The organism is Paraburkholderia bryophila (assembly GCF_013409255.1).
In the GTDB taxonomy this organism is placed as follows: domain Bacteria; phylum Pseudomonadota; class Gammaproteobacteria; order Burkholderiales; family Burkholderiaceae; genus Paraburkholderia.
On the sequence record NZ_JACCAS010000002.1, the window covers coordinates 30,775 to 44,288 of the forward strand.

Consider the following 13,514-nt stretch of genomic DNA (forward strand, 5'->3'; position numbering starts at 1 on the left):
CATGACCGATAGCGATCTCGACCTCGTCTACACTACGCTCTGCAAAACCCTCACGACCGAAGGCGAAGCGCACGCGTCGCTGTATCTCGCTCGTCTCACGCTGCTGTGCATGACCGAACTCGACGACCCGCAGCGGGCGTTGGCGTTGATCGAAGCGGCTCGCTTGCCCGCTTCGTCCGCTTTAACGTCGTGAAACGCAAAAAGCCGCCGCGCATTTTCAGCGCGGCGGCTTTTCGTTTCTGCAGCCGTATTACTGCCTCGGATACAACCCCAACGTGCTCGCATGCAAACGCGCGAGACCGAGCAACGCATCCGTGTACGGCGTCGGCACATCGGTCAGTTGACCCAACTCGCGCACCGCGGCGACCAGCGCGTCGAGTTCGACCGCCTTGCCCGCCTGCACGTCCTGCAGCATGGACGTTTTCATCGCGCCGAGTTTCAGCGTGACCTCATGCCGGTCGGCCGGCGCCTGTGCGATCGGAATACCGAAGCGCGCGCCGATTTCCTTTGCCTCCAGCATGATGCTCGTGACGAAATTACGCACCAGTTCGTCGCTGAGAATCCGGTCGGTGGTGGCGCCGGTGAACGCGCTGATCGGGTTCATCGTCATGTTGCCCCACAGCTTGTACCAGACGTCGCGCTGAATCTGCTCCGACGCCGACGCGTTGAAGCCGGCCGCCGCGAGTGTGGCCGTCAGCGCCGCGACACGCTCGCTCGCGTGACCCGACGCCTCGCCGATAATCAAGCCATTGCCCTGATGATGGCGGATCACACCCGGCGAATCGATCAGGCAACTGGCGTGCACCACGCAGCCCACCGTCTGCGCGCTCGGAATCGCGGCGGCAATCGCGCCGTCGGGATCGATCGACTTCAGCCGCTTGCCCGCGAAATCCTCGCCGAGCCCATCGCAGAACCACCACGGCACGCCGTTCATGGCTGTCAGCACGATGGTTTGCCCGCTCAGCAGCGGCGCGATGCGCGCGGCCACCGACGCCATGGCCGGGCCCTTGACCGCCACCACGACGAGATCCTGCGCGCCGAGATCGGCCGGTTTGTCGCTGGCCGTGACCTTCACGGCGTGTGTTTCGCCGCCTTGGATCAAACGCAGGCCGTGCTGCTGCAGGGCCGTCAGCGTCGCGCCGCGCGCCACCACGCTCACGTCATGACCGGCCTGCACGAGCTTCACACCCATCCAGCCGCCGATCGCGCCTGCGCCGTAAATTGCTACTTTCATCGGTTGAATCCTTGTTTGTGCTCGCGTCAATGCGGCGTTATTCCGCGTTATTCCGCGTTATTCCGCGTTATTCCCGCGTTATTCCTTGTAGCTCGCGTCGATGCGGTCGACCTTTCGCACCAGCGCGTCGAACACGTCCTGCCCCGCGCCGTGACGCGGGTCGAACTGTAGCGCGTCGCGCGAGCAGCGGATCGCGACCTCTTCCGGAATCGGCCGCGCGCGGCCCATCGAAAAGGTCGCCATCTGGATCTCGCAGGCGCGATTGAGTGTCCACAGCATCGCGAAAGTTTGCGGCAGCGTATGGCCCCACGCCAGCAAGCCATGATTGCGCAGAATCACCGCCTGTTTATTGCCGATATGGTCGAGCAGCCGCGGCCCCTCTTCCGCATGCACCGTGATGCCCTCGAAGTCGTGATACGCGACACGGTCGTGCAATTGCGCGCTATAGAAGTTGGTTTGCTGCAAGCCCTCTTCCAGACACGCCACGGCGACACCCGCCGTGGTGTGCGTGTGCATCACGCAATGCGCGTCGGGCAAACCTTCATGAATCGCCGCATGCACGACGAACCCGGCCGGATTCACCGGATACGGCGAGTGATCGAGCACGCGTCCTTGTGCGTCGATCTTCACGAGATTGCTCGCCGTCACCTCGCTGTAGTGCAAGCCGAACGGATTGATCAGGAAATGCCGCTCGCCACCGCTTACGCTCGCTGGGACCCGCAACGTGATGTGGTTGTAGATCATCTCGGTCCAGCCGAGCATGTCGAAGATGCGATAGCACGCCGCCAGTTGCACGCGCGCCTGCCATTCGTCGGGATGCATCGCGGTGGTCTTCGGCACGCTTGCCGCTTCCATTTCGAGGGTGGTCATGAGGATCTCCGGGGTTATCGTTTTGGCTTATGGGTTCGGCTTGTACTTCAGCTTGCGTTTCTATTTCCGCTTCTGCTCGGGTAATACGTGACCGTTACGCGCCCGACACCACGGCCGCGATCGACGACGCCACATACTCCGCGTTGCGTGCATTCAGCCCCGCCACGCACATGCGTCCCGAGCGCAGCACATACACCGCGTACTCGCTGCGCAGACGTTCGACCTGGCTCTCGCTCAAGCCCGTGTAAGTGAACATGCCGCGTTGCGCGACGTAACGCGCGCGCATCACTTCATCGACACGGCCGGCGAGTCCGCTGTGGATCGTGCCGCGCATTGCCAGAATCCGCTCGCGCATGGTGGCGAGTTCGGCTTCCCACGAGGCGCGCAACGACGCATCCGCGAGCACGTTGGCGACCAGCCGCGCGCCGTGCGTCGGCGGATTGCTGTAGTTCGCGCGCACCGTGGAACTCAATTGCCCGAGCACGCGACCCGCCTCTTCCGCGCTGCGGCACACCACGCTCAACGCGCCGACCCGTTCGCCGTACAGCGAGAAATTCTTCGAGAACGAATTCGCGGCGATCAGCGGCACGTCCGCATCGGCCAGCAGGCGCACACAGGCGGCGTCTTCTTCGAGACCCGCGCCGAAACCCTGATAGGCCATATCGACAAACGCAATCAGTTTGCGGCGCAGCAACACCGGCACCAGTTCGGCCCATTGCGCCGGGCTCAGATCAACGCCGGTCGGGTTGTGGCAGCACGCATGCAGCAGCACGATGCTGCCTTCCGGCAAGCGGCCGATGGTGTCGAGCATGTCGGCAAAACGCAAGCCGCCGGTTTGCTCGTCGTAATACGGATAGGTGTTGACCGTGAGTCCTGCGCCTTCGAAGACGACCCGATGGTTTTCCCAGCTCGGATCGCTGATCCAGATCTGCGCGCCCGGAAAATAGCGTTTCAGGAAATCGGCGCCGACCTTGAGCGCGCCCGAACCGCCAATGGTCTGCAGCGTCGCGATCCGGCCTGCGGCGCGCGCCTCGCTGTCAGCACCGAAAACCAGCGCCTGCGCGCCGTCGCGATAGAGCGGCAGGCCCGACATCGGCAGATAGGAACGCGGGCCGATGGCGTCGAGCAACGCGGTTTCGGCGCGGCGCACCGCGCCCATGACCGGCAGCTTGCCGGCGTCGTCGAAATAAATGCCGATACTCAGATTGACCTTGTTGGTCCGCGGGTCAAGTTGAAAGTCCTCATTCAGGCTCAGGATGGGGTCGCCGGGATAGGCGGGAATATGGTCGAACATGGCAATTCCTTGTATGCGGAGCGAGACGGAAGTCTAAGCGGCTTTGGCGGCTTACGTCGATCAGGAGAAGTCTCAGCTACCGGCGCGCTGCGCACAATCAATCGATTTTTCACGATTCGTAAGTTTTTCTTTAGAATCGACACATGCCACTCACCCGCGCCACCCTCCGCCAGTTCGAAGCGTTTCTCGCCATCGTCGATTTGCACAGCATCGGCGCGGCGGCGGAACGGCTCGGGCTGACCTCGTCGGCGGTCAGCCAGTTGCTGGCCGAACTGGAAACCGAACTCGGCTTTCGCCTGTTCGACCGCACCACGCGGCGCGTCGATCTGTCGAGCGCGGGGCAGGACTTTTTATCGTCGGCGGAATCGGTGTTGCGGCACGTGCGCGCCGCCGCCCAAACCGCCGACGACATCCGCAACCGCGCCGCCGGTATCGTGCGGGTCGGTGCGCCGCTGGTGCTGGCGGCTACAGCGCTGCCCGCCGCCATCGCCGACTACGCGCGCGACAAACCGAAAGTGGTCGTGCGCATTTACGACACCGTGGTCGAGCAACTGGTGGAGCGCGTCGAAAGCGGCGACGTGGATCTCGCGATCGGACCCGACCGGCAAAGCGGCACGCGGGTGCGCTGCGATCCGGCGTTCGCGAGCCCGTGGGTCATGTGGTGCGCACCGACGCATCCGCTGAACGCGCGGCGCAGGGTGCAATGGCAGCATTTGCGCGACGTGCCGATCGTCGCCACCGGCCGCGATCACGAGCGCGCGGTCGGGCAGATGCTGGCCAATCTGCCGCCGGAGGCACGCATCATTCCGATGGATGTGGTGGACAACGTCACCACGGCGTTCGGGCTGGCGTCGCAAGGGCTGGCGGTGACGCTCGCGCCAGCGTATGTCGCGCCGCTCGCGCGCACGTTCGGGCTGGTGATGAAGCGTATCGTCGATCCGGAAACGATCCGCGAGGTGTGCGTGTATCGCGCCACGGAGCGCGCGTTGTCGCCGCCCGCCGATGGTTTCGCGGATTTCATCGTGCCTTGGTTGAAACGTTGGGACCGTGAGACGCAAGCGGAAGCGCGAGCCAAACGCAGTTGATTACAGACGCTCAGGTAGCAGACACAGCGCAAACAACTGCCGCTGACTCGAAATGCCGAGCCGCGCATACGCACGCTTCTGGTACGTGATCACGCTGGCCGGTTTGATGCCCATTTGCAGCGCGATCTCCGCAGCGGTGGCGCCTTCGAGCGTGCCGCGCAACACATCCAGTTCACGCGACGTCAGCGCCGGGCACACGCGCCGCACGCGTGCGAGCATCGCGGCCGCTGAACCTTGCTGATGCTGGCCGTTCAGCGCGTAATGGCTTTTCGCCGCGTGCGCGAAAAGCGGCGCAACGCGTTCTACCTGCTCCAGTTCGCCCGGCTGAAACACGCCATAAGCGCTATCGCGATACAGATTGATCGACAGCCACACGTGTTCCATCGGTTGCACGAGCAACGATAAGCGGTCGGACACGTTCGGCTGCGCGTAGCAGGCGGCCCGATAGGCTTCGTTTTCGATCTCGGCGCTTTGTTGCTGATGCAGCACGAGCGCGTCGCGCGAATGCCGGTCCGGCGAGCGTTCGATGATGGTGCGATTGCCGTCCAGCGCGTAGAAATGCGTAGCGTAGCGATCCGCGACATCGCGCAGAAAGCGCCCCCCGCGATGATCCGCCGCCGACACGGTGCGCGGTTTGGCGTCGAATTCGTAGGCGAACACGGTGCACTGCGAAACCGGCAGCGTATCGCCGACGATCTTCAGCATGCTGGCGGCGAGCGCATCCGGGTCGGCTTGCGAGATCGCCATGACGAGATCGGTTGCACGCAACGTGCTGAGTTGTCCGCTTCCGTGCGGTGCGGCGAGGCGCCAGGAACGCATGATGAGATTCGGCTCGTGCGGCGTAGACAGGGATCCGGCAAGCGTAGCACAGCGGCTATCGGCGCGGCCTTTCACCGTGAAGGCGGCAGCAGCAGCCCGAGCCTAAAGCTGCCACAGCTTGACCGCCAGAAAATCCACCAGCAAGCGCGTTCTCTGCGGCAGGCGCCGCGTTTTCACCCACATCGCGTGCAGCGGCAGCGGCGCAAGCTGGAAATCCGGCAATAGCACTTCCACGCTGCCCGCCTCGACCCACTCCTGAATCTGCCAGTAGGCGGCCACGCCAATACCCATCCCGCCGAGCACGCCAGCGTTCACCGCCGCGACCTGATTGCTGTCGAAGCGGCCCGACACGGTCACCGCGATCTCGTCGCCTCCTGGCGCGCTGAGGAGCCAGCGTCCCGGATGCGGCCCGCCGGTTCGCACCACGCATTCATGTTTGAGCAGGTCGCGCGGATGAGCCGGCCGGCCGTGCTCCGCGAGATACGCGGGCGCGGCGAACACCACGCGCCGCAGCGTGCCGATCCGCCGCGCGATCAGACGCGAATCCGGCGTTTCGCCGATCCGGATCGTCACGTCCGCGCCGGTCTCGGCGGGATCGCGATAGTCGTCGCTCAGATCCAGCGACAACGTCAGTTGCCGATGACGCTGCAAAAACTCCGCCGCGAGCGGCGCGATGAATTTCGGGCCGAACAGCGTGGGCGCGTTGACGTGCAGCCGGCCGCTGAGCTGGTGCGCTTCTTCGGCCAGCTCGGTGCGCGCCAGCTCCAGTTCGCTCAGCGCGCCTTTGACGCGTTCGTAAAAGCGCATGCCCGCCGCACTCGGCTGCGAGGTGCGGGTGGTGCGCACGATCAGCGTCGAGCCGTGCGCGCGTTCGAGCATTTGCAGCGAGCGGCTCACGGCCTGCAATGAGCGGCCGAGCCGACGGGCGGCGCTCGTCAAACTGCCTTCTTCGACGATCGCCACCAGGGTTTCCAGATCGCGCAGTGCGTCCATGGTCGATTCTCCCGATTATCGTGAGGATGTATCCCGCTTGGTGCGAATTGTGTTTGCCGGACGTGAGAGTAGCATCCTCTGCACCTTCCCTTGCTGCGAGACCGACTATGGATTCATCCGCGATCGAATGCCAGCCCGCGCGCCCGGCTCAGACCCAAAGCCGTACCGCCGTGCCGCCGGAACAGAGCGTGCCCACCGCCCGCTTCGCCGCGATGGTCGCGGTCGCCGTGTTGCCGCTCTACGCATCGCAGACGCTGATCGGTCCGCTGGACGCGTCGTTGCATCTCGGCGCGTGGACCACGCTCGTCACCGCGTTGACGCTGCTCGGGTACGCCGTGGGGCTCGTCGGCCTGGTGCCGCTGATCGACCGGCTGCCCAATCGGCCGTTGATCGCCGCGACCTTGCTCGCGCAGATCGCCTGTCTCGCGCTGGCCGCCGTCGCGCCGTTCGCGCCGGTGTTTCTGGCGGCGTCGTTCGCGGTCGGCGTAACGTCGAGTGTGGTGCAGATGCTGGTGCCTGCAGCCGCTTCGCTGGCGCCGCCGGCTTCGCGCGGCAAGGTGGTCGGCAATGTGATGAGCGGCCTGATGCTCGGCATTCTGTTGTCGCGGCCGCTGGCCAGTCTGATCGGCGGCGTGGCAGGTTGGCGCGCTTTCTTCGCGGCCGATTCGCTGGTGCTCGCCGCCGTCGCACTGGCCGTGGTGCCGCGTCTACCGGACGTTCGGCCGGCCGGTGCGCCGTCGTATGCGACGCTGCTGGCGTCGATGAGACGGTTGATCGCGCAGGAACCGGTGCTGCGCCGACGTGCGCTGTATCAAGGCCTGCTGATGGCCGGCTTCAACGTGTTCTGGAGTAGCGTCGCGATCGTCTTGACGCATGCTCCGCTCGGACTCGGCAGCAACGCGGTCGCGCTGTTCGCGCTGGCGGGTGGCGGCAGCGTGTTCATCGCGCCGCTGGCGGGCCGCGCCGGCGATCGCGGCTGGTCGAGGCGCGCCACGCTCGTCGCGCATCTGGTCGCGATGACGGCGGCGGTGCTGGCGGCATTCGCGTTGATGCCGGGCGTGTCGCGCGGTGGGTCGATTGCGATGCTGGCTATTGCGGCGTTCTTTATCGACGGTGGCGTGATCGCCGATCAGGCGCTCGGTCGGCGCGCGATCAATCTGCTCGCGCCGGAATCGCGCGGGCGTGTCAACGGGCTGTTTACGGGGCTGTTTTTTATCGGCAGCGCGATCGGTGCGACGATCGCCGGGCCAGCGCTCGCGCATTGGGGCTGGCCGGGAGTGTGCATGGTCGCGTTGGGGTTCTTCGGCGCGGCGATGGGCTTGCATCTGCGCGATGGGTTGCGGGGGGCGTGATTGGGTTCGCGCAGCGGGAGGTGGCCGAGTCTGCGATTTACCCGCTCGAAATGGGCTTTATGCCCATGCTAGACTCGGCTCGTCGTAGAAAGACCCGACGCCGTAGAAAGTCCCGATCTACCGATCCGATCACACGTAGCACATCAAGCAAAACTGTCGGCTCAATCGTGAATCCTGTTACTTCGTCCCCGGATGCAGCACTCGTGTCGTCGCTGCTCACGCGAATCGACGCCATGGAGCGTCACTGGCAGCCCGATCCCGCCACCGTACGCGATCTCGAGACGCTGATCGAACGACTACGTTCGGACGACGCGGTATGCACGCGGCTAAGTGCGCTGCTGCACGATTCACTGGCCAATCCTCACGCCCACACTGTCGGCATGATGCGCGGATTGTTGCTCGCCGTGCATGCGTATCGTCCCGCTTCCGTAGAGAGCGACCGGTATTCGGGCGCCATCGAGCCCGGCTTGACCGCACAGGAGCGGCAACGCGTTCTCGACCATATCCATGCTCACCTGGACACCGGCATGTCGGTCGCCGAGCTGGCGGCGGCATCAGGCGTCGCGCCCGCCCAGTTCTCGCGCGCACTCAAACGGACGACCGGACTCTCCGTGCGGCGTTGGCTACTGCTGCAGCGTGTTGAACGCGTCAAACATCTGCTCGCGCTTGGCGAATTGAAGCTCGACCAGATCGCGATCGCGTGCGGCTTCTCCAGTCAGAGTCATCTGAACAAGGCTTTCGTACAACTGGCCGGCACGACGCCTCGCAACTGGCGCCTCCTGCGGTGTGGTTCGGCGCGTCCGCGCACACCGAACAGGAAGAACTGAGCCGCGCACTACCGATCGGCAGACACGCCGCCAAAGCGCTATGTCGGGTAAAGTATCGCCGCCCCGCACGCGCGGAGCGCGCCTCATTGAGAAACGAGTCATGACTGAAGGTTACGGGCACCACGCCGCCGAATATTTCGGTCTTCCCCCCGCGCCCGCCCTGAGAAGTTCGATACTGGATACGCCGGACGTCACGATCACGCGCATCGTCGCCGAGGCAGGCGCCGTGAATCTGACCGATCCCATTCCCAGCGAAAACGCGTTTGTCCTGTGCCTTCAGTTTCAGGACGTAGCGACGCATGAACTCTGGTTCGACGGCAGGCCTGAGCCGGTCCCCGCTTATCGGCGCGGCGACATCTCGGTTGTCGATCTTGCCGCGCGGCCCACAGCCTTTCTGCCAACCGCATTCGATACGCTGCAGTTCTATCTGCCCGAGAGCTCGTTGCGCAGAATCGCCGACGCGGAAGACTCGCCAGTCATTCGTGAGCTGGCCATCCCGCACGGCACACAGGATACTGTGGTCCAGTCGATCGGCGCCCTTCTGCTGCCCGCGCTCGCCACACCCGATACGCCGCGCCTGTTCGTCGACGGGCTCATGCTCGCGCTTCACAGTCACCTCGCGCAGACATACGGACAGGTCCGTCTCGTGGATGCCCGCAAAACCGGCGGCCTCGCGCCCTGGCAGGAACAACTCGCCAAGGCCATGATCGACGAGGCGCTTGAAGGGGGTCTGTCCATTTTCGATCTCGCGACCGCATGCGATGTTTCGCCGGCTTATTTTTGCCGTGCGTTCAAAACGTCGACCGGAACCACGCCTCACCGGTGGCTGACGCAAAGGCGCATCGAGGCGGCTAAGGCTTTACTCACGCATACGACGCAGTCACTGTCGCACATCGCCCTGGCGTGCGGTTTCACCGATCATAGCCACTTCAACCGCATATTTTTTCGCGCGACAGGCTCGGCGCCTGGCTCATGGCGCAAGTCCATCAAAGGCCAAACGGGCTAGCCGCCCGTTAAGCGGCGCTTCTGCGACACGCGCTTCCGGCGCGGGCCGATCTCTGAACGGAGTCGGCCGTTCTCTACAACGATCTTCCGAGTTTCGAATCAGGCCGGGACGAACAACGTCAGCGCCTCGCGCGTTCGCGTTCTTACAAAACGGGTCAATGCCGTACAAGAGAAGACGGTTTCGTTTTGATATGGTCCGCCCACGGCAGTCATTTTTACGCAACGCCTCTCTGGGAGAGGCGAGAAGCACTCGGCCAGTCGCGCACGCCGTTTCGCCGCCGTGCTGACTGCCGTGCTGACAGCCGTGCTGAAATTCACATCGAAGTCGGACCATCCCATGATCGAGTTGGAGCGCCTGCAGATCGATCCTATCGGACGCACCGTACTGCATGAGGGCAAGCTGTTGCAGGTCGGTTCCCGTGCCTTCGATATTCTCCTCACGCTTGCGTCGTCGGCTGGACGGCTTGTTTCGAAAGACGAGTTGATGCGTGCCGTCTGGCAGGATTCCGTCGTACAGGAAAACAACCTCCAGGTGCATCTGTCGACCTTGCGTAAAGCGTTGGGCGGGGACCGCCGCCTGATCGTCACGATCCCCGGGCGCGGTTACCAGTTGCTCATGCGCCCCGTCACGGTAGAAGCCCCCGCGAACGTATCGCCACGTCGGGTCGACCGCAGCGTGCCGTCGCCTGAAAGCAGCGTGACTGGCCGCGACGCGATCGTTCAGCGGCTTCGCAGGCTGCTCGAAGAAACGAAGGTGTTGACGTTGGCCGGCGCCGGCGGCATCGGCAAGACCACGCTGGCCATCGAAGTGGCACGACAGGCCGCAGCCGACTATGCCGATGGCGTGTGTTTCTCCGAACTCGCAGCGGCTACGACCGATGAAGCGGTTCTGTCCGAGATCGCTCAAGCGTGTGGGCTGCGCCCGGCCGATATCGCAATCGATATACCGCGCCTCGCCGCCGCGCTCTCCGGCAAGCGGATGCTTCTTGTGCTGGATAACGCGGAGCATGTGATTGAAATCGTCTCGCGGATCGTCGATACCGTTGTGGCGCAAAACGACCTGCTACGTGTGCTTGTGACGAGCCGTGAACCGCTTCGCGTGATGCCGGAGAAGGTGTACAGGGTCGAGCCGCTCGAGGTGCCCGCCGCGGACGCGACCGATGACGAGATTCTGCGGTGTTCGGCGGTCAGCCTCTTTCTGGGTCGCGTCAATCTGATGCAACTCGAAATAGGCGCGAGCCGTGTTGAGCTCCGCCTGATCGCCGAAATCTGCCGTCGGCTGGACGGCATTCCTTTAGCAATCGAACTGGCGGCGGCCAGCGTTTCCGCCCTCGGTCTGGACGGCGTACTTAGCCATCTGAACGACCGCATGGAACTGCTGACCGGTGGCTACCGGAACGCCCTGCCGCGCCATCAAACGCTACGCGCAACCTTCGACTGGAGCTTCTCGATACTCGGTCATGGCAATCGGCTTCTGTTCAGACGGCTCGCCGCATTCAGCGGCACCTTTACGTTGAATGCCCTGTGCGCGGTGGTGTGTGGCGACGATTACCCGGCGGCCGACGCGATCAACGGCATTTGCGATCTGGTGGCGAAATCGCTAGTCAATCTCGAGTCCGACGGACGCGTGATCCGGTATCGGCTTTCCGAATCCGCGCGCGCCTACGCGCTGGAAAAACTGGCGGCCGAGGCCGAGCGCAAGCTGATGGCGAAACGCCTTGCGAGCTACCTGTCGCGCTCGCGGCCGGCGCGTGCCATCGGCAACGTTGCTCCCGATACAGACGCAGACGCCGAATCTCAACAATGGCTGGATGAGGCGCGCAGCGTTTTCGACTGGGCGTTCTCCCAACGCGGCGATGTACAGACCGGGGTTGAACTCGCGCCCAGTCTCGCGGAAACGCTGCTCGATGCCGGTCTGGTTCACGAATGTTGCGCGCGCGTCAGCCAGGTTATCGACGCGCTGGAAGCACTGCCGCCGGCCTCGGTCGACCCGGCCACCGAACGGCGGGTGCGTGCCGTTCTCGCCTCGGCATTGCCCTACGCGTGCGGTGGGACGTTTAGCCGACGCGATAGAGCGTTTCCTGCGCCCGATCTGTTATGAGAACCTGCCCTTGGCGCTTCTGCCGCCGGCGTTGCAGGATGAGAATCCGCTGTCGCTCCGGCATGTGATTGATGGCAAGCTTAAGCGCGAGTAGAACGAGCGCGCCTTCCACCGCGATCGTTCAACCGTTTCCCCATGCGTGCGGGCTCGCGCTTCTCGCCGTCGCGCCGTCGCGCCGTTTATCTCCGCAACATCCGGATGGACGTGGTACCCCGATTCTCGCTATCCTTTGCCACCGCCGGACTTCTGGCAACAGGCGCATTCGAACGCCCCCGTATTCGCGATTGCGGGTGCCGTTTCAGGGCTGACGTACTGGCTTGCTGCCGGTCGGCAATAGCGTGATGTCCCCTCCGAAAGATAAATGAAAACAACGCATCCATTCCGCGGCAAGACTTCACTGCCACGTATCTGCGCAGCGAAAGCATTCGTCGTTATCGCCTGCATGATGGGCACGGTTACAGCGGAGGCAAATACGACATCGGCGCCGTCGTATGTACCGGCGCAGAGCATTCCCTGCACCTATGCGCTGTCTATCGACGATCTGAAATCCGCGGGTTCGACTGTGGAACACGCACCTCGTCCGGACGTCGCGGTTCGGGTATCGATCGATGAGCGCGGACAGATCAGCGATGCGGTAGTGGAACAGTCGTCGGGCAATGCCGCCTTCGACAATCTCGCCCTGCAGGCATCCCGGCGAGCACAGTGCCGACCTTTTCCCGGTATGGACGGCAAGCCGGTCGCGGTTGAAACGAACTTCATCTTCAATCTGCCGCAGTCGAACGCCAACGCAACGCGCGCCGCCCCGAACCTGGCGGCGGCCGCACTCAATCCGGGCGCCGCGGGTGGCCGCCCTGTACCGTCTTTTCCCATGAGCGCGCCCCCGCCTGCGCTTCTGGCCGCGGCCCTCCCGTTTGAATTCAGCAAGCCGCTCGATACCAGCACGCTGGCCAGGTTCGGCATCACGTCCGGCTCGTCCAAGGCGAAACTCTTCGACGACTGGGCCAAAAAACTCGCGGCTGATCCGGACATCAAGAACTACTTCACGTCCAATAACAACCCGGCTAACGCGGGCCCGTTTGCGTTGTCGCGTGCGCTTGGCGTGCTGGACGCGATGGCGAGAATCTCGCGGGACGACCGTGAACGGCTGGCGCGTTTCACGACACAGGCGCTGGACAACGCGCCGCCGGATTGCGGCGGCCTCAAGAATCTGCAAATGATCTCGTCGCGCTACCTGTCAATGAGCACCGAGAGCGACGCAGAGCTTCAAGCTCAGCTGGATACGATCTACGACCTGCTCAAGCAAGCCACCCAGAGCACGCCGCTGCCACAGATCACGCCCGGCCAGCGGTTGCAAGGTCAACTGGCACTCTCGGCGTCCATTTCGGAGGCGCTGAAACGCGATCCCGACGAGACGGAAGATCTCGGCCTTCTGATGAGCGGCAAACAGGCGGAGCTTTCGCCTGCCGCGTGGTGCAAAGCCACGCGTTTATACCGGCATGCTTTCGACAAAACGCCGCAACCGGCGCGCGACTGGGTCACGCTTTCGGAGTTGGAAACCCAGCGACGTTCCGCCGCTGTCCTGCTGACGACGCTGAACAATCTCAACGCGATGGCGCAGGCCGCCCGACAGCCCGTCGCTGCGCCTCCGGTGTTCGACTATCCGGAGATGCTGCGGCGACGCATCCGTCCCAACATCGTCTGGGATGGCAAGGCGAGCCGACTCGAAACGGTGGTCGAGGTCCATTGCGCTCCTTCAGGCAACCTGGAGTCGGTGAAAATTGTCCGTTCGAGCGGCGACCCGGCGTGGGACCGGGCAGCACTTGAAGCGGTCAAGCGGTCCGATCCCATGCCGCTGGACGAAAGCGGTCAAGCGCCCCGGTCGTTCAAGATAACGCTGAGACCCGGCGTGTGACTGTGCGGCGCCGGCAGCCGGC

At 64.0% G+C, this 13,514-nt stretch carries 12 protein-coding genes; 7 read left to right on the forward strand and 5 right to left on the reverse strand.

The genetic code is table 11. From position 1 onward, the window contains the following. The first annotated feature begins 1 nt into the window (after nucleotide 1). Nucleotides 2-193, forward strand: coding sequence for a hypothetical protein (locus GGD40_RS21455; RefSeq protein ID WP_179745008.1), 192 nt, complete (start codon nucleotides 2-4; stop codon nucleotides 191-193). Nucleotides 194-250: 57 nt separating this feature from the next. Here GGD40_RS21455 and GGD40_RS21460 read toward each other — a convergent pair whose 3' ends face one another. The 3 genes from GGD40_RS21460 to GGD40_RS21470 all read right to left on the reverse strand — a co-directional run bounded on the left by GGD40_RS21460 (nucleotide 251) and on the right by GGD40_RS21470 (nucleotide 3,398). Then, entirely contained in the window at nucleotides 251-1,234 is a 984-nt protein-coding gene (locus tag GGD40_RS21460) for a 2-dehydropantoate 2-reductase (RefSeq protein ID WP_179745009.1), read from the reverse strand. Nucleotides 1,235-1,312: 78 nt separating this feature from the next. Continuing rightward, nucleotides 1,313-2,104, reverse strand: coding sequence for a class II aldolase/adducin family protein (locus GGD40_RS21465; protein ID WP_179713229.1), 792 nt, complete (start codon nucleotides 2,102-2,104; stop codon nucleotides 1,313-1,315). A 94-nt stretch (nucleotides 2,105-2,198) separates the two neighbouring features. Beyond that, nucleotides 2,199-3,398 (reverse strand): amino acid aminotransferase, encoded by a 1,200-nt coding sequence (locus tag GGD40_RS21470; protein WP_179713227.1) that lies wholly within the window; start codon nucleotides 3,396-3,398, stop codon nucleotides 2,199-2,201. Between the two features lie 143 nt (nucleotides 3,399-3,541). Here GGD40_RS21470 and GGD40_RS21475 point away from each other — a divergent pair, with 143 nt between their 5' ends. Then, nucleotides 3,542-4,483: a LysR family transcriptional regulator gene (locus GGD40_RS21475; protein WP_035557628.1), complete on the forward strand. Its 942-nt coding sequence runs from the start codon at nucleotides 3,542-3,544 to the stop codon at nucleotides 4,481-4,483. On the opposite strand, the gene GGD40_RS21480 is transcribed toward GGD40_RS21475, so the two are convergent. Both GGD40_RS21480 and GGD40_RS21485 read right to left on the reverse strand, forming a co-directional pair. Beyond that, nucleotides 4,484-5,302, reverse strand: a complete 819-nt coding sequence (locus tag GGD40_RS21480) for a helix-turn-helix transcriptional regulator (protein ID WP_179745010.1) — start codon at nucleotides 5,300-5,302, stop codon at nucleotides 4,484-4,486. Nucleotides 5,303-5,404: 102 nt separating this feature from the next. Further along, nucleotides 5,405-6,295, reverse strand: coding sequence for a LysR family transcriptional regulator (locus GGD40_RS21485; RefSeq protein WP_179745011.1), 891 nt, complete (start codon nucleotides 6,293-6,295; stop codon nucleotides 5,405-5,407). A 107-nt stretch (nucleotides 6,296-6,402) separates the two neighbouring features. Here GGD40_RS21485 and GGD40_RS21490 point away from each other — a divergent pair, with 107 nt between their 5' ends. The 5 genes from GGD40_RS21490 (at nucleotide 6,403) to GGD40_RS21510 (ending at nucleotide 13,492) form a co-directional block, all read left to right on the forward strand. Then, a complete protein-coding gene (locus GGD40_RS21490) occupies nucleotides 6,403-7,647 on the forward strand; it encodes an MFS transporter (protein ID WP_179745012.1) in 1,245 nt (414 codons plus the stop codon). 167 nt (nucleotides 7,648-7,814) lie between these two features. Next, nucleotides 7,815-8,474: a helix-turn-helix domain-containing protein gene (locus tag GGD40_RS37385; protein WP_179745013.1), complete on the forward strand. Its 660-nt coding sequence runs from the start codon at nucleotides 7,815-7,817 to the stop codon at nucleotides 8,472-8,474. Nucleotides 8,475-8,574: 100 nt separating this feature from the next. Next, nucleotides 8,575-9,480, forward strand: coding sequence for a helix-turn-helix domain-containing protein (locus GGD40_RS21500; protein WP_179745014.1), 906 nt, complete (start codon nucleotides 8,575-8,577; stop codon nucleotides 9,478-9,480). A 336-nt stretch (nucleotides 9,481-9,816) separates the two neighbouring features. Next, nucleotides 9,817-11,580, forward strand: coding sequence for an ATP-binding protein (locus GGD40_RS21505; RefSeq protein WP_179745015.1), 1,764 nt, complete (start codon nucleotides 9,817-9,819; stop codon nucleotides 11,578-11,580). Nucleotides 11,581-11,941: 361 nt separating this feature from the next. Beyond that, nucleotides 11,942-13,492 (forward strand): TonB family protein, encoded by a 1,551-nt coding sequence (locus GGD40_RS21510; protein WP_179745016.1) that lies wholly within the window; start codon nucleotides 11,942-11,944, stop codon nucleotides 13,490-13,492. The last annotated feature ends 22 nt before the right edge of the window (nucleotides 13,493-13,514 follow it).

Excerpts from the sequence above, each read along its gene's own strand:
- GGD40_RS21470 (WP_179713227.1), bottom strand. The coding sequence starts at position 3,398 with ATGTTCGACCATATTCCCGCCTATCCCGGCGACCCCATCCTGAGCCTG.
- GGD40_RS21455 (WP_179745008.1), top strand. The coding sequence starts at position 2 with ATGACCGATAGCGATCTCGACCTCGTCTACACTACGCTCTGCAAAACC.
- GGD40_RS21460 (WP_179745009.1), bottom strand. The coding sequence starts at position 1,234 with ATGAAAGTAGCAATTTACGGCGCAGGCGCGATCGGCGGCTGGATGGGT.
- GGD40_RS21465 (WP_179713229.1), bottom strand. The coding sequence starts at position 2,104 with ATGACCACCCTCGAAATGGAAGCGGCAAGCGTGCCGAAGACCACCGCG.
- GGD40_RS21510 (WP_179745016.1), top strand. The coding sequence starts at position 11,942 with ATGAAAACAACGCATCCATTCCGCGGCAAGACTTCACTGCCACGTATC.
- GGD40_RS21500 (WP_179745014.1), top strand. The coding sequence starts at position 8,575 with ATGACTGAAGGTTACGGGCACCACGCCGCCGAATATTTCGGTCTTCCC.
- GGD40_RS21480 (WP_179745010.1), bottom strand. The coding sequence starts at position 5,302 with ATGCGTTCCTGGCGCCTCGCCGCACCGCACGGAAGCGGACAACTCAGC.
- GGD40_RS21490 (WP_179745012.1), top strand. The coding sequence starts at position 6,403 with ATGGATTCATCCGCGATCGAATGCCAGCCCGCGCGCCCGGCTCAGACC.
- GGD40_RS21505 (WP_179745015.1), top strand. The coding sequence starts at position 9,817 with ATGATCGAGTTGGAGCGCCTGCAGATCGATCCTATCGGACGCACCGTA.
- GGD40_RS21475 (WP_035557628.1), top strand. The coding sequence starts at position 3,542 with ATGCCACTCACCCGCGCCACCCTCCGCCAGTTCGAAGCGTTTCTCGCC.
- GGD40_RS21485 (WP_179745011.1), bottom strand. The coding sequence starts at position 6,295 with ATGGACGCACTGCGCGATCTGGAAACCCTGGTGGCGATCGTCGAAGAA.